13 protein-coding genes are annotated in these 19,323 nt (G+C 73.0%); 11 read left to right on the top strand and 2 right to left on the bottom strand.

All coding sequences use genetic code 11. The annotated features are described in order from the left end of the window. Window positions 1-71 precede the first annotated feature (71 nt). The 4 genes from ACZ6I1_RS09655 to ACZ6I1_RS09670 all read left to right on the top strand — a co-directional run bounded on the left by ACZ6I1_RS09655 (window position 72) and on the right by ACZ6I1_RS09670 (window position 6,422). The gene (locus ACZ6I1_RS09655; RefSeq protein WP_469285043.1) at window positions 72-1,667 is read left to right on the top strand and encodes an AMP-binding protein; all 1,596 of its coding nucleotides are present in this window, start codon (window positions 72-74) and stop codon (window positions 1,665-1,667) included. 229 nt (window positions 1,668-1,896) lie between these two features. Further along, on the top strand, window positions 1,897-3,516 hold the full coding sequence (locus tag ACZ6I1_RS09660) for an MFS transporter (RefSeq protein WP_469285045.1): 1,620 nt from the start codon (window positions 1,897-1,899) through the stop codon (window positions 3,514-3,516). 255 nt (window positions 3,517-3,771) lie between these two features. Further along, window positions 3,772-5,172: a KamA family radical SAM protein gene (locus ACZ6I1_RS09665; protein WP_469285047.1), complete on the top strand. Its 1,401-nt coding sequence runs from the start codon at window positions 3,772-3,774 to the stop codon at window positions 5,170-5,172. After that, window positions 5,169-6,422, top strand: a complete 1,254-nt coding sequence (locus ACZ6I1_RS09670) for a pyridoxal phosphate-dependent aminotransferase (protein WP_469285049.1) — start codon at window positions 5,169-5,171, stop codon at window positions 6,420-6,422. The genes ACZ6I1_RS09665 and ACZ6I1_RS09670 overlap by 4 nt, the downstream gene beginning before the upstream one ends. A gap of 96 nt (window positions 6,423-6,518) precedes the next feature. Here ACZ6I1_RS09670 and ACZ6I1_RS09675 read toward each other — a convergent pair whose 3' ends face one another. Beyond that, window positions 6,519-6,788 carry a phosphopantetheine-binding protein gene (locus ACZ6I1_RS09675; protein WP_469285051.1) on the bottom strand — a complete coding sequence of 90 codons (270 nt, stop codon included), beginning with the start codon at window positions 6,786-6,788 and terminating at the stop codon, window positions 6,519-6,521. A 106-nt stretch (window positions 6,789-6,894) separates the two neighbouring features. Between ACZ6I1_RS09675 and ACZ6I1_RS09680 the strand changes: the two genes are divergently transcribed. Both ACZ6I1_RS09680 and ACZ6I1_RS09685 read left to right on the top strand, forming a co-directional pair. Continuing rightward, window positions 6,895-8,508, top strand: a complete 1,614-nt coding sequence (locus tag ACZ6I1_RS09680; RefSeq protein ID WP_469285305.1) for an AMP-binding protein — start codon at window positions 6,895-6,897, stop codon at window positions 8,506-8,508. Between the two features lie 40 nt (window positions 8,509-8,548). After that, window positions 8,549-10,147: an outer membrane protein assembly factor BamB family protein gene (locus ACZ6I1_RS09685; protein ID WP_469285053.1), complete on the top strand. Its 1,599-nt coding sequence runs from the start codon at window positions 8,549-8,551 to the stop codon at window positions 10,145-10,147. 85 nt (window positions 10,148-10,232) lie between these two features. Here ACZ6I1_RS09685 and ACZ6I1_RS09690 read toward each other — a convergent pair whose 3' ends face one another. After that, window positions 10,233-11,213 carry an ACP S-malonyltransferase gene (locus ACZ6I1_RS09690; protein ID WP_469285055.1) on the bottom strand — a complete coding sequence of 327 codons (981 nt, stop codon included), beginning with the start codon at window positions 11,211-11,213 and terminating at the stop codon, window positions 10,233-10,235. 154 nt (window positions 11,214-11,367) lie between these two features. Between ACZ6I1_RS09690 and ACZ6I1_RS09695 the strand changes: the two genes are divergently transcribed. The 5 genes from ACZ6I1_RS09695 to ACZ6I1_RS09715 are packed head-to-tail and all read left to right on the top strand — an operon-like array spanning window position 11,368 to window position 19,321. Next, a complete protein-coding gene (locus tag ACZ6I1_RS09695; RefSeq protein WP_469285057.1) occupies window positions 11,368-13,191 on the top strand; it encodes a fatty acyl-AMP ligase in 1,824 nt (607 codons plus the stop codon). Then, window positions 13,185-14,939 (top strand): acyl-CoA dehydrogenase, encoded by a 1,755-nt coding sequence (locus ACZ6I1_RS09700; RefSeq protein ID WP_469285058.1) that lies wholly within the window; start codon window positions 13,185-13,187, stop codon window positions 14,937-14,939. Before ACZ6I1_RS09695 ends, ACZ6I1_RS09700 begins: the two co-directional genes overlap by 7 nt. Window positions 14,940-14,976: 37 nt before the next feature. Next, window positions 14,977-15,333: an acyl carrier protein gene (locus ACZ6I1_RS09705; RefSeq protein WP_469285061.1), complete on the top strand. Its 357-nt coding sequence runs from the start codon at window positions 14,977-14,979 to the stop codon at window positions 15,331-15,333. After that, on the top strand, window positions 15,333-18,305 hold the full coding sequence (locus tag ACZ6I1_RS09710) for a type I polyketide synthase (RefSeq protein WP_469285063.1): 2,973 nt from the start codon (window positions 15,333-15,335) through the stop codon (window positions 18,303-18,305). Before ACZ6I1_RS09705 ends, ACZ6I1_RS09710 begins: the two co-directional genes overlap by 1 nt. Next, window positions 18,302-19,321 carry a 3-oxoacyl-ACP synthase III family protein gene (locus ACZ6I1_RS09715; RefSeq protein ID WP_469285065.1) on the top strand — a complete coding sequence of 340 codons (1,020 nt, stop codon included), beginning with the start codon at window positions 18,302-18,304 and terminating at the stop codon, window positions 19,319-19,321. The genes ACZ6I1_RS09710 and ACZ6I1_RS09715 overlap by 4 nt, the downstream gene beginning before the upstream one ends. Window positions 19,322-19,323: the final 2 nt, after the last annotated feature.

Raw genomic sequence — 19,323 nt, forward strand, 5'->3', positions numbered from 1 at the left:
ACGAGCGCCGGACGACGGACGAGCGCCGGACGACAGACGAGTACTGGACGACGAGCAGAGGGGGCACAGCGGTGAGCCTGAGCACGGTACGCCCGGCCGCGGTCCGCGGACCGGCGGAGCGCATCCACGAGTTCATGCTGGCGGCGGCCCGGACCGCCCCCGACAGCCCGGCGGCCTGGGAGGCCGCCCCGGACGGCACCTCCCGCGTCCTGACCTACCGCCAGCTGGAGCGCAGGGCCCACGACTACGCCGTGACCCTGGACGCGCTCGGCCTCGACATCGGCGACCGGGTGATCCTCGAGTCGGACAACTCCGCCGCCGCCGTGGCCGTGCTCCTCGCCTGCTCGATGCTCGGGCTCACCTTCATTCCGGTGAGCCCGGACGTCCCGACCCCGCGGCTGCTGGCCATCGCCGCCACCGCGGAACCCGCCCTGCACCTCCAGACGGCGGACGGCCGGCGCGAGGGACTCCCGCAGTCCATCGGCACGGCACGCTTCGGCCCCGACGGGGTGGTCGTGGAGCGTGCGCCCGTGGCCCGCACCCGCCACCGGCGGGAGGCGGTCGGCACCGACCCCGCCTACATGATCTTCACTTCGGGGACCACGGGCCGCCCGAAGGGCGTGGTCATGAGCCACCGCGGCGTGCTCTCCTTCTACCGGGGCATGCTCCGGCACTCCATCGTCACGGCCGAGGACCGGCTCGCCACCACCTCGCCGCTCCAATTCGACTTCGCGCTGCTGGACATCGGACTCGCCCTCGGCACGGGCGCCCAGCTGATCCCCGTCCCCCGGGAACTGATGCACTGGCCGCGCCGCCTGCTGCGCTTCCTGGCCGACACCGGCGCCACCCAGGTCGACGGGGTGCCGTCGATCTGGCGGCCCGTCCTGCGCCACGAGGCCGGGGGGCTGGCCGCGCTGGCCGGCCAAGTGCGGGGGGTGCTGTTCTCCGGCGAGGCCTTCCCGCTGCCGGAACTGCGCCAGCTCCAGACCCTGTTGCCGCACACGCGGGTGGTGAACTGCTTCGGCCCCACCGAGGCGATGGCCTTCTCCCTCACCGACGTGCCGAACCCGCTGCCCGAGGGCGCCGACAAGCTGTCCATCGGATTCGCCTACCCGGGCGCCGAGATGCTGCTGATCGACGAGGAGGGCCGGCCCGTCGAGGAGCCGGGCACGGTCGGCGAGATCCACCTGCGGGGCCCCTCCCTCTTCACCGGCTACTGGGACGATCCGGAGGCCACCCGGGCCGTCCTGGTGCCCGATCCGCTCAACCCGCGCTCCGGTCAACTCGTCTACAAGTCAAATGACTTGGCATACCGCGGCGAGAGTGGTGAGCTGTACTTCGTCGGCCGGTCCGATCTCCAGGTCAAGATCCGCGGCAATCGCGTGGAGCTGGGGGAGATCGAGCGCAGACTCCTGGAATTCCCGGGCGTCGAAGCGGCCGCCGCGGTGGTCCGCCCGCGTCAGGGCGCCGATCCGGAGCTCTACGCGTACGTCGTCCCCGCCCGCGGCTTCACCGCCGACCCCGTCGTGATCAGCGCGTTCTGCAAGCAGACCCTGCCCGAGTACATGGTTCCGCGGAAGGTCGGCCTGCTCCCGGGCCTGCCGCTCACGCCCAACGGGAAGACCGACCGGAGGGCCCTGGCGGCACGCGCCGCCGAGGAGGCCTGACGCCCGCTCGATCCACCCTGTGACCGGACCTCGCCCGAGCCCGGTCCGGACCTCGCCCGACCCCTGTGAGGGCCCGTTCCGACCCCGGACCGGGCCCGCCTCACCCCTGTTCCGCCCCCTGTCCTGACCCCTGTTCCGACCCCTGTTCCCGGTCCGGACCCACCCCGCCCCCCGCGGCATTCCGTTCACTGGTACGTACGTCCCGTCCCGACAGCATTGGACAGCCCCCATGACCAGCTCCCTGAGCGATAACGACACGACCGGACCGGAGGCCAAGGCGGGCCGCAAGGAATGGATCGCCCTCGGCGTACTGCTCCTGCCCGTGCTGCTCGTCTCCATGGACCTGACCGTTCTCTACTTCGCCATCCCCGCGATCAGCGAGGACCTGCGGCCCTCCGGCAGCGAGCAGCTGTGGATGATCGACATCTACGGCTTCGTCCTGTCCGGAGTCCTGCTCACCATGGGCGCGCTCGGCGACCGCATCGGCCGCCGGCGCCTCCTGCTGATCGGTGCCGTGGTCTTCGGCGGCGGCTCGCTGCTCGCCGCCTACGCCTCCAGCCCCGAAATGGTCGTCATCGCCCGCGCCCTCCAGGGCCTCGGCGGCGCCACCCTCATGCCCTCCACGCTCGCCCTCATCCGGAACCTGTTCCGCGACCAGACCCAGCGGCGCACGGCCGTGGCCGTCTGGTCCACCGGCATGGCCGCGGGCGCCGCGCTCGGCCCCGTGGTCAGCGGCGCCCTCCTCACCGGCTTCTGGTGGGGTTCGGTCTTCCTCATCAACGTTCCCGTGATGCTGCTCCTGCTGGTCGCGGCGCCCTTCCTGCTGCCGGAGTTCAAGGACGCCGCGGCCGGGAAGTTCGACCTGGTCAGCGCCGCGCTCTCGCTCGCCATCGTCCTCCCGGTCATCTACGGCTTCAAGAAGATCGCCGTGGACGGCTTCTCCGTCACCCACGTCGTCGCCATCGCGGTCGGCCTGGCCGTCGTCCCGGTGTTCCTGCGCCGCCAGCGCACGAGCAGCGACCCGATGATCGACCTCTCGCTGTTCCGCAACCGCGCCTTCGGCGCCTCGGTCACCGTGAACATGCTGGCCTGCTTCACCCTCGTCGGCTACTCGCTCTTCAGCACCCAGTACATGCAGTCGGTCCTCGGCATGAGCGCGCTGAAGTCGGCGCTGTGGACCATCCCCGGCACCCTGGCCGTGGGCGCCGTCGTGCCCGTCGCGACCGTCCTCGTCCGTACCGTCAAGCCCGCCCACATCATCGGCGCCGGATTCGCCATCGCCACCCTCGCCCTGCTGATGCTCACCCAGGTACCGGCCGAGGACGGCCTGGTCCTGATCCTCATCGGCATCATCGCGCTCGCCGTCGGACTCACCCCCGTGCTCACCCTGGTCACCGAACTCGTCGTCGGCCAGGTGCCGCCGGAGCGCGCCGGTACGGCGTCCGCCCTGCTCCAGACCGGACAGGAGCTCGGCGGCGCCCTCGGCGTGGCCGTCCTGGGCAGCATCGGCGCCGCCGTCTACCGCAACAGCTCCGCGCTGGACGCCCCCGCCGGGGTGCCCGCCGATGCGCTGGAGGCCGCCCGCGAGACCATCGGCGGCGCCCTGGCGGCCGCCGGCAAGCTCTCGGGCGACGCCTCCACCAGCCTGATCGAGGCGGCCCGTACCGCCTTCACGACCGAGGTGCACGCCGCGTCGGTGGCCGGTGCGGTCGTCATGGCCGGCGCCGCGGTCTTCGCCCTGATCGGGCTGCGCTCCGTCCAGACCGACAACCAGCGGGCCGCGGAACTCGCCGCGCAGACCGCCCCCGGGGCCCAGAAGGCCGCACAGCCGGGCGCCGGCGCCGCGTAAGCGGCGCGGCGCACGCAGGGAAACCGGCCCCGCCCAGGGGCCCGCCGACAGCCGCCCAGGACCTGAACCCCCGCAGGTCCTGGGCGGCTTCGCCCTGTCCGGGCCCGGTCCCCGAGACCGACCTCCGCCCGGGGTGCCGTAAGGGTCGGGCTGGGGTCGGATCTGGGGTCCGGTGGCCGAATCCTCTCCCTAGCATCGAACCGCATTCGAGCAGACGCTCGGAACTGCCAGGCACCAGGCTGGAGGAATATCCGCATGTCCCTGCTGGCAACCGATTCTGTCGGGACGGCACGGTTCCGCGCGTACGGGCCGCGGCAGCTCGACGAGATCGCCGACCGCCACGGCCTGCCCGCCGGCATCCGGGAGACCGTCCGGCTCGTGTCGATGGTGCTGCCCTTCCGGGTCAACGAGTACGTCCTGTCGCACCTCATCGACTGGGACCGCATCCCGGACGACCCGATGTTCCAACTGGTGTTCCCGCAGCGGGGGATGCTCACCGAGCAGAACGAACGGGACCTGGCCGTGCTCTCCGCCGACCCCGCCTCGAAACTCGCGCTGCGCACCCTCGTGCAGCAGATCCGCGGCCGGCTCAACCCGCACCCGTCCGGCCAGAAGGAGCTCAACGTCCCCACCCTGGGCGGGGCCGAGATCCCCGGGCTCCAGCACAAGTACCGCGAAACGGTGCTGTACTTCCCGAGCCAGGGCCAGACCTGCCACTCGTACTGCACCTACTGCTTCCGCTGGGCCCAGTTCGTCGGCGACGCGGACCTGCGCTTCGCCGCTCCCGACCCGAGCGGCCTCGTCTCCTACCTCGGCCTGCACCCCGACGTCACCGACGTCCTGGTGACCGGCGGCGACCCGATGGTGATGTCCACCGAGCGGCTGCGCTCCCACCTGGAACCGCTGCTCCGCGTGGAGACCGTACGGACCATCAGGATCGGCACCAAGTCCGTCGCGTACTGGCCGCAGCGCTTCACCGGCGACCCCGACGCCGACGACCTGCTGCGCCTGTTCGAGCAGGTCGTCGCCTCCGGACGCAACCTCGCCGTCATGGCGCACTTCAGCCACCCCCGCGAGCTCAGCACCGACCCGGCCCGGCGGGCGATATCCCGGATCAGGTCCACGGGCGCCCTCGTCTACTGCCAGGCGCCGCTGATCGCCCGCGTCAACGACGACCCGGCCGTCTGGAGCGAGATGTGGCGGGCCGAACTCGCCGCCGGCTCCGTGCCGTACTACATGTTCGTGGAACGCGACACCGGCCCCTACGACTACTTCCGGGTCCCCCTCGCGCGGGCCGCCGAGATCTTCCAGAGCGCCTACCGCACCCTGCCCGGCCTGGCCCGCACCGTGCGCGGCCCGGTGATGTCCGCGACCCCCGGCAAGGTCGTGGTGGACGGGATCGTGGAGAACGCCGAAGGGCGCTTCTTCCAGCTGCACATGGTCCAGGCCCGCGACCCCGCACTCGTCGGCCGGCCCTTCCTGGCCCACCACGACCCGCAGGCGGCCTGGCTGGACGAACTGCGGCTCGACCGCACCGTCCCCGCCGACATCGCCCGGGCCATCGCCGGACCGGCCTGGCAGGGCGGGCAGGGCGCGCAGGGCGGGCAGGAGCTCTTCGGGACGAAGGCGGCGGCGCCGGTGGGGAGCCGGGGATGAGCGACATGCGGATGTCACCGAACCTGGCCCTCAACCAGCTGGTGGCACAGCGCCAGGCGGCCGGCGAACCGCTGGTCCACCTCGGCTTCGGGGAGTCCCGGCTCCCCGCGTTCGCGCCGCTGGTGGAACGGCTCGCCGCGGGCGCGCACCGCAACGCCTACGGCCCGGTGGCCGGTTCGGCCGGCGTCCGCAACGCCGCCGCCGGGTACTTCAGCCGCCGCCGCATCCCCACCGACGCGGAACAGATCGTGGTCGCCCCCGGCAGCAAGCCGCTGCTGATGGCCCTCAACCTGGCGGTCCCCGGCGACGTCCTGCTGCCCCGCCCGGCCTGGAACACCTACGCCCCCCAGGCCCGGCTGGCCGGCAAGCACCCGATCGCGGTCCCGATCCCCGAGGAGTGCGGCGGGGTACCGGACCCGGACGCCCTGCGCGAGAGCATCACCGCGGCGCGCGTCCTCGGCCGCGACCCGCGCATCATGGTGCTGACCCTCCCCGACAACCCGACCGGCACCCTCGCCCCGCCCGCGCTGATCCGCGAACTGTGCGCGATCGCCGAGGAGGAGGGCCTGCTGATCGTCTCGGACGAGATCTACCGCGACGTGGTGCACGACCCGGCCACCGCATACCTCAGCCCCGCCGAAGTGGCCCCCGGGAGCACGGTCATCGCCACCGGCCTGAGCAAGAGCCTGGCCCTGGGCGGCTGGCGCATCGGCGTGGCCCGCTTCCCGCAGGGCCCCTGGGGCGAGTGGATCCGCACCGGCGTGGTCTCGGTGGCCAGCGAGGTCTGGTCGACGCTGGCCGGGCCGATGCAGGAGGTGGCCGAGTACGCCTTCGGCGAGCCCCAGGAGGTACGCGACCGGCTGCGGGCCAGCGCCCGGCTGCACGGGGCCGTCGCCCGCGAGGTCCACCGCATCACCGTGGACGCGGGCGCCCGCTGCCGGCCGCCGACGGGGGCGTTCTACGTCTACCCCGACTTCGAACCGGTCCGCGCGGAGCTGGCGAAGTACGAGGTGACGGACTCGCCGACGCTGGCCCGCCGGATGCTGGACCTGGGGATCGTGGTGCTCGCCGGACACCTCCTCGGCGACGAGGGCGACGCCCTGCGGTTCAAGTGCGCCACCAGCATGCTGTACGGCGAGACGGCGCGGGAGCAGCAGCTCGCCCTCGATTCCCCGGACCCCACCGCCCTGCCGCACGTCCGCAAGACCCTCGACAGGATCGAGGAGAGTTTCCGGCGACTGGTCCCCTGACCACGTCCTGAAAAAGAAACACCGGGCGGCCCGACTCGGATTGAAATCCTCGCCGGGCCGCCAGTGGACCGATTATTCACTTGTCTTCACTTGTATTCACTTGGACGATTCGGTCTGGGTGATCAGGGTGTTCCACAGGACATCCGGGCTGGCGAAATTCTCCAGCTTCAGCGCATCGTCCAGGAAACGGACGTCATAAGCGCCTTCCAGGGCGGCGAGAAGCTCGACCGTACCCATGGAGTCAAGCCCCAGGTCCCGGAGTTCGGCATCGCCGGTCAGTTCCTCGTCAGGTGAGAGATAGGGCAGGAACGGGCGTACGACGGCCTCGAAAGCGCCGTCCCAGGTGTGCTTCGTGAGTTCTGGCATACGGGAATGATGGAGGCGTCCGATGACGGCTGTCAATGAGTCCCATAAATGGTCCGGGAAATGGCTGGTCGATAATTCCCGGCGAGGAGGAGCAGAAATGGAACCCATGGCGCGGACCGCGTTGCACGCACGTTTCCTGCGCGGCCTGGAACGCTCACCGCACGGGGTGGCCGTGCGCGTCGGGAAGGAGTCCGTCGACTACGCGACGGCCCACGCACTGGCCCTGTCCTGGGCGGGCGCGCTGCTGGCGGCCCCCGGCGGCCCGCCGAAGGCCGTCGGCATCCTGGCGGGCCGCAGCCTCACCTCGTACGTCGCCATCCTGGCGAGCCTGTACGCGGGACTGCCGGCGGTGCCGCTGCTGGCCGACTTCCCGCCCGGCAAGATCGCCTCGATGCTCGCGTCGGCGGAGGTCTCCGCCCTCGTCGTGGACGAGGAGGGCGCGGCCCGGCTCGCGACGGACCTCGCCGCCGGCCCGGCGACCGCGCTGGCGACCGCACTGGGGGACCTCCCGGTGCTCGCACCGCACCTGACCCCCGACGAGGCCGCGGCGCTCGCCGCCGGCAGCGGACTGCGGCCGCTCCCGGCCGGCCCGGACACCGCGCTGGCGGAGCCGGACTGGTCCGCCGGACCCGACGACGTGGCCTACGTCCTGTTCACCTCCGGCTCCACCGGCCGGCCCAAGGGCGTCCGGCTCACGCACGGCAACCTGGCGCACTACTTCTCCCTCATGGACGCCTGGTACGACTTCACGGACGCCGACGTCTTCTCCCAGGCCGCCAACCTCAACTGGGACTCCGCGGTCTCCGACCTGTGGTGCGCCTGGGCGGTCGGCGCACCGCTGGTCTCGGTCTCCCCGCACGCCTACCGCGACCTGCCCGCCTTCGTCGCCGAACACGGCATCACCGTCTGGTTCTCGGCGCCCAGCGTCATCTCGCTGGCCCGCCGCACCGGCCGGCTGCTGCCGGGCAGCATGCCCTCGCTGCGCTGGACCTACTTCGGCGGCGAGGCGCTCCAGTTCCACGACACCGACGCCTGGCAGCAGGCCGCCCCCCGCTCGGCGGTGGTCAACGTCTACGGACCGACCGAGATGACCATCACCACCCACCGCCACACCTGGTCCCCGCAGGAGTCCACCCGGCTCGGCGTCAACGGCGTGGTCCCGCTCGGCCTGCTCCACGACGGCCACGCGGAACTCCTTCTGGACGAGCAGGGCGCCCCCGTCCAGGACGAGGGCGAACTGTGGCTCTCGGGGCCGCAGTTGTCGGCCGGCTACCTGGACCCGGCCGACGGGTCCGGCAAGTACCTCGAACGCGACGGCGTCCTGTGGTACCGCACCGGCGACCGGGTACGCCGGCTCGCCGGGGGCGAACTGGTCTACCTGGGCCGCACCGACTCCCAGGTGCAGGTGCAGGGCTACCGGGTCGAACCGGCCGAAGTGGAACACGCCCTGCGCGCCGGGACCCCGGTCGCCGACGCGGTCGTGGTCGGCGTACCGGTGGCCAACAGCACCGAGCTCGTCGCCTTCTACCTCGGCGGGCCGCGCTCACCGCAGGAGTTCCACCGCGACCTGGCCGGCCTGCTGCCCGCCCAGCTCATCCCGCGCCACTACCACCGGCTGGACGCGTTCCCGCTGAACACCAACAAGAAGACCGACCGGCTGGAGCTCACCGCGCGAGCCACCGCACTGCACGGCACCCGTGTACCGGTGACCGCGCGCTGATCCCCGAACACACCCATCACAGCACGGAAGAGGAAGACCCATGCGCACAAGACCCCGGGCCCGCCAGGGAGCGGTCCGCAGATTCGCGCTGCTCGCCGTACTCGCGCTGCTCGCCACCCTGTTCTCCGCCCCCACCATCAGCGCCGCCAACACCGCGGCGTCCTGGCCCACCGGCGGACACGACCTCCGCAACAGCCGGTCCAACCCGCAGGAAACGACGATCACCCGGGCCAACGCCGGCCGCCTGAAGGCCAAGTGGACGTACGCCACCCACGGCGACGTGTCCGCCACCCCGGCCGTGGTCGACGGCGCCGTGTACTTCCCCGACTGGGGCGGCTGGCTGCACAAGGTGAACGCGAAGACCGGCAGCCCCATCTGGTCGCGCAAGGTGTCCGAGTACACCGGCGACCCGGACTCGGTCTCCCGCACCAGCCCCGCCGTCGTCGGCGGCAAGGTGTACATAGCGGACTGGAACAAGGCCGTCCTGATCTCCGTCGACGCGGCCACCGGCAACAAGGTGTGGAGCCGCCAGGTCGACACCCAGTACAAGGCGGTACTGACCCAGTCGCCCGTCGTGCACAACGGCGTGATCTACCAGGGGGTCTCCTCCCGCGAGTCCGAGGGCGCCCTCGACCCGGCCTACCCCTGCTGCACCTTCCGCGGCAGCGTGAACGCCTTCGACGCGGCCAACGGCGACCGGCTGTGGCGCCAGTACACGACCCCCGACAACGGCGGCCGGCCCGACGGCTACAGCGGAGTGGCCGTCTGGGGCACCCCGGCCCTGGACCCCTCCACCAACACGGTGTACTTCACCACCGGCAACAACTACACCGTCCCGCAGTCCGTCAGCGACTGCCAGAACGCCGGCCACACCCCCGCCGAGTGCTACGCCCCGGACAACTACGTCGACACCGTCCTGGCCCTCGACATGAAGACCGGCCGGATCAAGTGGAACACCGGCGCCAAGCGCTTCGACGCCTGGAACACCGGCTGCCTCCCCGGCTTCCCGCCCAACAACTGCCCGCCGAACCCGGGATACGACTACGACTTCGGCGACGGCGCGCACCTGTTCACCATCAAGGGGCCCGACGGCTGCCCCCGCAAGGTGATCGGCGCGGGCGAGAAGAGCGGCGAGTACTGGCTGATGGACGCCGCCACCGGAGCCGTGGTCTGGAGCGCGGCGGCCGGCCCCGGAGGCCACATCGGCGGCATCCAGTGGGGTACGGCCAACGACGACAAGCGGATCTACATCGCCGAGGCCAACTTCAACCGCCAGCCCTACCAGCTGGCCGACGGCACGACGACGACCCGCAGCTCCTTCGCGGCCCTCGACCCGCAGACCGGACGCATCCTGTGGCAGGTCGCCGACCGCACCGACGGCTTCGCCTGGGGCGCCCTGACCACCGCGAACGGCGTCGTCTTCGGCGGCTCCACCAGCGGCCGCATGTACGCCTTCGACGGAGCGACCGGCGCCTACCTGTGGGACTTCACCGCGCCGTACTCCTCCAACGCGGGCCCCGCGGTCGTCGACGGCACCGTGTACTGGGGCAACGGCTACGCCCGGTTCGCCAACGGCGGCGGCACCACCGGCAGCCTCACCGAGGGCACCTTCTACGCCTTCACCGTGGACGGCAAGTAGCCGCACACGCGGGAGGGGCCGGTACCCAGCCTTCGGGTACCGGCCCCTCCCGCACGCCGGGGGGCCACCGGGAGCGGCCCCCGGCTCAGGCCGCCACCGGCAGCCGCCGCCGCACCGGCCGCATCGCCGACCGCGGCGTCACCGGCACCACCCGGAAGGCGCGGGTGGTGCACGCCACCCGGGTGAACAGCCCGTCCTGCCCGGACACGTACAGCCGGCCGACCCCGGCCCGCTCCAGCGCCCGGACCACCTCCGGCCAGCGCACCGTACGGACGAAGCCGTCCAGGAGCATCCCGCGGACCCCTTCGCCGGTGGTCACCATCCGGCCGTCCTGGTCGGCGACCAGCGGCAGCCTCGGATCCGACCAGGTCAGCCCGTCGAAGACCTCGGCGTCCACCCGGTCCCGCAGCCCCCCGAAGAGGTACGAGTGCATGGGCGGCTTCATCGTGTACATCGACATGCCCCCCAGCGAGCGGATCCGCCGCTGGAGCCAGTCCAGCACCGACTCGTGCACCGTGAGCATGGTGAAGTCGTGGTCGACGACGCAGGACACGTCGCTCCACTCACCCCGTTCCTCCAGCTCCCGGCGCAGCAGCGCGACCGTCTCCTGCGGCAGCCGGGCGATGGACTGGGTGACCAGGGCGGGGTGTTCCCGCGCGAAGTAGTCCTCCATCGTGTCGGCGAGCCGCGCGGTCATCCGTACGGCGTCGGGGAAGTCGAGCACGCCGGAGAAGACGGCGGCGGCCCGGGCGCCGAAGCTCGGCCCCGCCACGTAGGCGGGCGCGGCCTCCAGCCGGTCCGTGGCCCACCGGGCCAGCGCGAGGCAGTTCACCACGAAGGAGATCTGCCCGTACGGCGAGTAGTCGCCCTCGGCCCGCTCGTAGCGGTCGGCCAGCGAGAAGCCCAGCACGTCGTCGGCGATCGCGTGCAGCTCCCGCGCGTACGGATTGACCAGCATGAACCGGGCCACGTCGGAGAAGGCCGTCGGCTGCATTCCGGGGAAGACGATCGCCGCCCCGGTCGGCGGCGCCCCGGTCGCGGCGGCGCTGTCGGTGTGAGTGTCCATGCACCGAGGGTGGCCCGCACCGCCCGGCGCCGAGCACCCCTGCCGCCCCCTGAGTTGGCGTCCGCACAAGCCTGACTTAAGGGTCCGCGCGGATCATCGCCGGTAAACGCGGTCCGACAGTCCACGGGCCCGCAGACGCGAGGGGATGCCGCGGATGTCAGAGTCACGCTTCGCCACCTTCACCGAACTCCTCCGCGTTCGGACGGCCGAACTCGCCGACGAGGACGTGCACGTCTTCCTCCGCGACACGGCCGGCGGAGCGCGGGCCGACCACCTCACGTACGGGGAGCTCGACCGGGAGGCGAGACGCATCGCGGCCGGCCTCCAGGACTACGGTGCGACCGGGCAGCCGGTCCTGCTGATCTACTCCTCGACCGTCGAGTTCCTCAAGGCCTTCGCCGGCTGCCTCTACGCCGGCGCGGTCGCCGTCCCCGTACCGATGCCCGGCGAAGCGGGCCGCGACAAGCGCCTCAACCGCACGAGCGCCGTCCTGAAGGACACCGGCGCCAAGGTGGTCCTCACCGAGACCGCCGCCGCCCCCGAGGTCGCGCTCTGGCTGGCCCGCAACTCCCGCCCGGACGCGCAGTGCGCGGTCACCGACGTCCCCGGCATCGGCGACGCCGACGCCTGGCGGCCGGTCACCGCACGCCCCGACGACCTCGTGTTCCTCCAGTACACCTCCGGCTCCGTCTGCGAACCGCGCGGCGTGACCGTCTCCCACCGCAACCTGCTGGCCAACCAGGCCGCCCTGCAGAAGGTGCTGCACACCACCCGCGAGGACGTCTTCGGCAGCTGGCTGCCGTACTTCCACGACATGGGACTGGTGGCCCACCTGCTGCACCCCGTCTGGCTCGGCAGCCACAGCGTCCAGGTCACCCCGCTGTCGTTCGTCAAGCGCCCGCTGCGCTGGCTCCAGGCCATCGACGAGTACGGCGTCACCGTCGGCGGCGGCCCCAACTTCTGCTACGACCTGTGCGTGCGGCGGATCAAGGACGAGCAGATGGCCGGCCTGGACCTGTCCCGCTGGCGGCTGGCCCTCAACGGCGCCGAACCGGTACGCCCCGAAAGCCTGGACGAGTTCGCCGCACGGTTCGCCCCGGCCGGATTCCGCCCCGAGGCCCTGCGCCCCTGCTACGGACTGGCCGAGGCCACCCTGGTCGTCTCCGGCGGCGTCCCCGGCACCCCGCACGTCCGCAAGGACTTCAACAAGACCGCCCTGGAACGCGACCGGGTGATCAGCGCCGGCCCCTCCGCCGCCGGCACCGAACCCGTCCGGACCCTGATCGGCTGCGGCGCCCCCGTCGACATCGAAGTGCGCATCGTCGACCCGCTGACCCACCACGAACTCCCCGCCGGCGCGGTCGGCGAGATCTGGCTGCGCGGCTACAGCGTGGCCCGGGGCTACTGGCAGCGGCCCACCGAGACCGTGCGCACCTTCCGCGCCAGCCTCAACGACGAGGAGAGCGGCTTCCTGCGCACCGGCGACCTGGGCATGCTCGAGGACGGCGAGCTGTTCGTCACCGGACGGCTCAAGGAAGTCGTCATCATCAACGGCCGCAACGTGTACCCGCAGGACGTCGAATGGGCCGCGCGGACCGTCAGCCCCGCCCTGACCTTCGGCGTGGGAGCCGCGTTCTCCGTGGACGCCGGACGGGAACACCTCGTCCTCGTCCAGGAGGTGCGCGGAGCGGGCAGCGAGGAACTGCGCACCGTCGCACAGAAGATCCAGGCCCTGATCGGCAGGGAGTTCGAGGTCCCGGCCGGCAACATCCTGCTGGTGCGCCCCGGCACCGTACGCCGCACCAGCAGCGGGAAGGTCCAGCGCACCCTGATGCGCAAGCTCTTCCTCGACGGCGTGCTGCGCGGAGACTACGAGGTGCTGACCCCCGACGTGTGGGCACTGGCCCGCGCCGAGGACGTGCTGTTCGGCGAGGACCTGCTGCGGCCGGAAGGAGCCGACGGAGGAAGACGGTGGTAGCCGCCCTCCTCGGCGAGCGCACGGTGGCGCACCGGCGCGAGGACGCCGTACGCACCCGGGTCGCCGCCCTGGAGTCGCTGCTCGGCGACCCCTCGGACCCGGCCAACCCCGTCGGCTACACCGCCCTGCTGGAGGCCGACCGGGCGGCGGTGCCCTTCGCCGCCGGCGAGGCGCTGCTCGACGGGTTCGGGATCACCGACGAGTACATTCCGCAGTCCCTGGGCGGACGGCTCGACGGAATGGACACCCTGGTCAGGATCATGCGCCCGGTGTTCCGCCGGGACGTCGGCCTGGCCATGGGCCACGGCATGACCACCTTCATGGCCGCCTCCGACGTGTGGACCGCCGGGAGCGCCCGGCAGCGGCACTGGCTGGCCGGGCTGCTGCGCGCGGGCGGCAAGGCGGCCATCGCCCAGCACGAGACCGCCCACAGCAACGACTACGTCCGCAGCCAGGTCACCGCCCGGCGCGACCGCCACGGCTATCTGATCAGCGGCGGCAAGCCGCTGGTCAACAACCTGGAGCGGGCCGGCGCGCTGGTCCTGTTCTGCCGCACCGACCCGCAGCCCGGCAGCCGCAGCCACTCCGTGCTCCTGCTCGAACCGGAGCAGCTGAACGACGCACGGGCGGCGGTGACGGCCCGCCGCACCCCGGTCGGCCTGCGCGGATGCCGGTTCGCCGGAGTGGAGTTCGACGACTGTCCGGTGCCCGCCACCGCGCTGCTGGGCCCCGAGGGCACGGGCATCGAGACCGCCCTGCGCTCCTTCCAGATCAGCCGCACGGTGATCTCCGCCTCGGCCGTCGCCGCCCTCGACACCAGCCTGCGCACCGCCGTCCGCTTCGACCGGGAGCACTCCGGCGGGGCGCAGGCCCGCGGCGTCGACGGGAGCCGCACCGGCGCCGCACTGACCAGTGCCTTCGTCAACCTGCTGCTCTACGACAGCCTCGCCGTCGTCGCCACGCGGGCCCTGCACCTGCTGCCCGCCGAGACCAGCGTGTACTCGGCGGCGCTCAAGTACCTGCTGCCCCGCGTCCTCACCGAGACCATGTACGACCTGTCCATCGTCCTCGGCTCCGGCTTCTACACCCGCGAGGGCACCCTGGGCATCTTCCAGAAGCACGTCCGGGACGTACCGGTGCTCAGCCTCGGCCACGCCGGGACGGTGGCCTGCCAGGCCACGGTCATCCCGCAGATGCCGCACCTGGCCCGGAGTTCCTGGTTCCTGGAGGACGAGGCGCCCTCGGGGCTGTTCCGGCCGGCCGGAGACCTGCCGCCGCTGCGCACCGACCGGCTGGCCCTCGCGTGCGGGCGGGACTCGCTCAGCGCGACGATGCTCGCCGTCAGCTCGGCCATCGACGGCAGCGGTCCCGTGGAGCGGGCCCTGCGCACCCTCGCCGGGCAGCTCGTCGAGGAGTTCCGCGACGTACGGAGCCGGGTGCTCAGGCTGGAGGCGGCCGGTTCGGCGGCCTCCGCGCGGCCCGCCCGGTTCGCGCTCATGGACCGGTACGCGCTGCTGCTGGCCGCGGCCGCCGTGCTGGGCCTGTGGGACCAGGGCCGCTACGGCCCCGACCCGTTCCTCGCCGACCCGTGCTGGGCGGCGGCCGCACTGCACCACATCGCCCGCCGGCTCGGCACGCGCGTGGCCGATCTGCCGCCGGAGTGCGAGACCCGGATCCGGCACGAGGTCCAGCTCCGCTTCAGCACCCAGATCAGTTACGACCTCTACTCCACCCCCATCCCGGGCTGACCGGGACCTGGGCCGTACGCACCGAAGGAGCCCCACGATGACCGTTCCCACCGGCCGGCACACCGCGACCACGGCGACCCCCGCGACCGGGGCCGGCGCCGAGGGCGCAGTGCTGCCGCACGCCTGGCTGTCGGCCCGGCTCTCCGTCTACCTGCGCCGCGCCCCCGAGACCATCGACCCCACCGTGCCGCTCGCCGAGTACGGCATGGACTCGGTGGCGGCGCTGAGCCTGTGCGGGGACCTGGAGGAGGAGTTCGGGCTCGAGGTGGAGCCGACGCTGCTGTGGGACCACCCGACCGTGGCGAGCCTGGTCCGCCACCTGTCGGCCGCGCTGGCCGCCGCCGCACCCGCCGCCGCGCCCGCCGCACCCACCGCGCCGGCGGACCGGCGCTGATGGGCGACATCGCCATCGTCGGCATCGACTGCGCGTTCCCCGGGGCGGCGGGCGTGCAGGCGTACTGGGACCTGCTGATGCGGGGCGGGACCGGCACCGGCCCGGTCCCCGCCCAGCGCTGGGAGGCGCACGACTTCCCCGCCGTCAGCGGCCGCGGTGGCTTCCTCGACGACGTCGATGTCTTCGACAGTGACTTCTTCTCCGTCACCCCGCGCGAGGCCGCCGCGATGGATCCGCACCAGCGGCTGCTGCTGCCCTGCGCCTGGCGCGCCCTCGAGGACTCCGGCCGTGCCCCCGGAGCCCTCGCGGGCACCGAGACCGGGGTGTTCATCGGCATGATGGGCGGCGAGTGGGGCCGCCTCACCATGAGCGACCTCGCCCAGGTCACCCCGCTGCTCGGCGCGGGCAGCAGCGCCGGAATGGCGGCCAACCGGATCTCCTACCACTTCAACCTCACCGGCCCCAGCCTGGCCGTCGACACGGCCTGCTCCTCCTCGCTCGTCGCCGTCCACCTCGCCGCCACCTCCCTGCTCGCCGGGGAGTGCGACACGGCCCTGGCCGGCGGCGCCAACATCGTGCTCTCGCCGTCCATGGGCATGGTCTACGGACAACTCGGCCTGGCCGCCCAGGACGGCCGCTGCAAACCCTTCAGCGCCGACGCCGACGGGATCGGGCGCAGCGACGGCGTGGGCCTGGTGGTCCTGCGCCGGCTCGACGACGCCCTCGCCGACGGACAGCGGATCTACGCCGTGCTGCGCGGCAGCGCCGTCAACCAGGACGGCCGCAGCAACGGGGTCATCGCCCCCAACCGCTGGTCGCAGGAACGGGTGTTGAACTCCGCCTACCGGCGCGCCGGCATCACCCCCGACCGCGTCGCGTTCCTGGAGGCGCACGGGACCGGCACCGTACTCGGGGACGCCATCGAATGCGCGGCGCTCGGCGCGGTGCACGGCATCGCACGCGACGCCCCCTGCGCCCTCGGCTCCGTCAAGGGCAACCTGGGCCACACCGAGGGCGCGGCGGGCATCGCCGGGCTCATCAAGACGGCCCTCGCCCTGCACCACCGCACCGTCCCCGCCAGCCTCTTCGCCGAGCGCGAGAACCCCAGGCTGCGGCTCGGCGAACGGGGCCTGCGACTGCTGAAGTCCCCGATGCGGCTGCCGCGCGGGGAGAGCCTCGCCGGGGTGAGCAGCTTCGGCATGGGCGGCACCAACGCCCACGCCGTCCTGGGCTCGGCGCCCCGGCAGGCCCGGCGCACCGCGCCGGCCGCCGCCAGGGCCCGTAGCGGCGCCGCCCGGGGCGCCGTCGGCGTGTTCACCGTCAGCGGCGACACCCCCGAGGCGCTGCGCCGCAACCTCGCCGCGCAGGCGGAGGCGGTCGCCAGGCGGCCGCGCGGCGCCGCCGCCGCCCTCTGCTGGAGCAGCAACCGCGTCAAGACCGGCCTGCCGCACCGGTTCGCGGTCACCGTCCGCGACACCGACGAGCTCGCCCTGGAACTGCGCCGGGCGGCGGACCGGGATCCGGCCGGAAGCACCGGGCGCCCCTGGGGCAGACCCGTCGTCGCCTTCCTCTTCACCGGCCAGGGCAGCGGGTTCCCGGGCATGACGGCGGGGCTGCACGAGGAGTCGGCGGCCTACCGCCGCCATCTCGCCGAGGCCGACGAGGCCCTCGCCGCCCCCCTGGGCACCTCGGTGCGCGAGCTGATCCTGGGCGGCGACGAGCGGGTGCACCGCCCCGAGTTCGCGCAGCCCGCCCTGTTCGCCGTCGGCTACGCCCTGGCCCGCACCCTCGCGGCACTCGGAATAACCCCGGCCGCCGTCCTCGGCCACAGCCTGGGCGAGTACGCGGCGGCCGTCACCGCGGGCGCCCTCGACCTGGAGGAAGCCGCCCGCCTGGTGGTCCGGCGCGGCGCGCTGACGGGCGAACTGCCCCCCGGCGGCGGCATGATCGCGGCCGCCGCCGGTGCCGTGGAGCTCGCCGAGGTCCTCGCGCGGGAGCCGGAGACCGTCGCGGCCGCACTGAACGGCCCGGCGGACACCGTGCTCTCCGGGCCCCGGGCCGCCCTGGACAGGATCGGCGAGGAGCTCACCCGGCGCGGCGTACGGATCAGGGACCTGTCCGTCCCGTACGCCTTCCACTCGCCCCTGATGGCCCCGGCCGCCGCGAAGCTGCGCACCGAGGCGGTGCGGTGCAGGCCGACCGCGGTGCCGGTGGCCTCGACCCGGTACGGCCGGCTGCTGCACCACGAACCCATGGACGCCGACTACTGGGCGGACCAGATGGAGGAGCCCGTGCTCATGGACACCGCGCTCAGAGCGCTCGTCTCGGACATCGCCCCCACGCATCTCGTCGAGATCGGCCCACGCACCCAGCTGCTCCAAGTCGCCGCCCGCGGCGGCCGGGCCCCGGGCGCCGAGTTCCTGCACCCCGCGCCGGGCCCCGGGGCGACGGGCCGCGACCTCGCCGAGACCGTCGCCGCCCTCCACCGCTGCGGACTCGACCCGCAGTGGCAGGAGCTGTACGCACCCGGACACCGGGTCGTCGAGCCGATGAGCCCGTACGTCTTCTCCTGCGCGCAGCGGTACTGGGACCGGCGCACGCCGCCGCCACCGGCGGCGGCCCCCCAGACGGCCCCGCACACGGCTCCCGCGGGGGAACGGCTGCCGGAGCGGCCGGACCCCGGGGCCGCGACCGCCGGCGAGCCGGGCGGCGCCGGCGACCAGGTGCTGCTCGCGGTGGTCCAGGCGGTCACCGAGGTCGGCGGGTACCCGCCGGAGCGCGTGGTGCGCGAGGCCCGCCTCCACGAGGACCTCGGCTTCGACTCCGTGATGATCATGCAGCTCAAGAACCGGGTCGAGGCCCGGCTGCCGCACGCCGGCGAGGTGTCCGTACAGCAGATGCTGCCCGCGCTGCGCTCCGTCGGCTCGCTCGCCGCGTTCCTCGGCGACCTGATCACGGCGAGGTCGGCATGACCGGCCGCGCCGCCTACCTGGCGGCCGCCGGTACCGCCCTGCCCGGGGACCCGGTGGACAACACCGCGCTCGGCCGGCTGCTGGGGGTGAGCGAGGAGTGGATCGACCTGTTCGTCGGCACCAGGACCCGGCACTTCGGCTGGGACCCGGAGACCGGTGAGGTCCGCGGCTCCCTGGCCGACCTGTGCGCCGAGGCCGGCGCGCAGGCCCTGGACGCCTCCGGGCTCGACCCCGCCGACATGGAATTCCTGGTCCTCGCGACCGCGACCCCCGACCTGCTCCTGCCCACCACCGCGAGCGAGGTCGCCGACCGGCTGGACCTCGGCCACCTCCCGGTCTTCCAGCTCCAGTCGGGCTGCTCGGGCGCCGTCCAGGCCCTCGACCTCGGCCGCACCCTGATCCTCGGCGGCCGCCGGGCCGGGCTGGTCCTCGGCGGTGACGTCACCCACCGGTTCCTGTCGCCCGGCCGGGACACCGTCCGGATGGCCACCGAGGAGCTGGTCAACCACGTCCTGTTCGGCGACGGAGCCGGAGCCGCCGTGCTCACCGACGAGCCCGAGGGCGAGCGGGTGGCCGTACGGGCGGTGCTGAACGCCTGGAGCGGGCGGGGCCGTCCGCCCGGGCAGCTGCTGGACTGGTACGGGACCACCGACCGGCTCTCCGAGCGGCGGATGCTGGCCGAGGACTACAAGGCGATCGAGGAGCACGTCCCGTCGATCACCGTGGAGATCCTCTGGGAGCTGCTCGGCGGACTCGGCTGGGACCTGGAGGACGTCGGCTACCTGCTGCCGCCCCAGCTCTCCGAGCGGATGACCGGGCGCATCCTGGAGCGGCTGCCGGCCACCTCCGCGCAGGAGGTCTCCTGCGTCTCCGAGACCGGCAACACGGGCAACGCCCTGCCGTTCCTGCAACTCGACAAGCTGTTCCCGACGTTCGGTACGGGAGAGCGCGCACTCGCCCTGTGCGTGGAGTCCAGCCGGTGGATCAGAGCCGGGTTCGCCCTGGAGAAGGTGTGAGG

It is taken from the genome of Streptomyces sp. NPDC046303, from assembly GCF_055588085.1.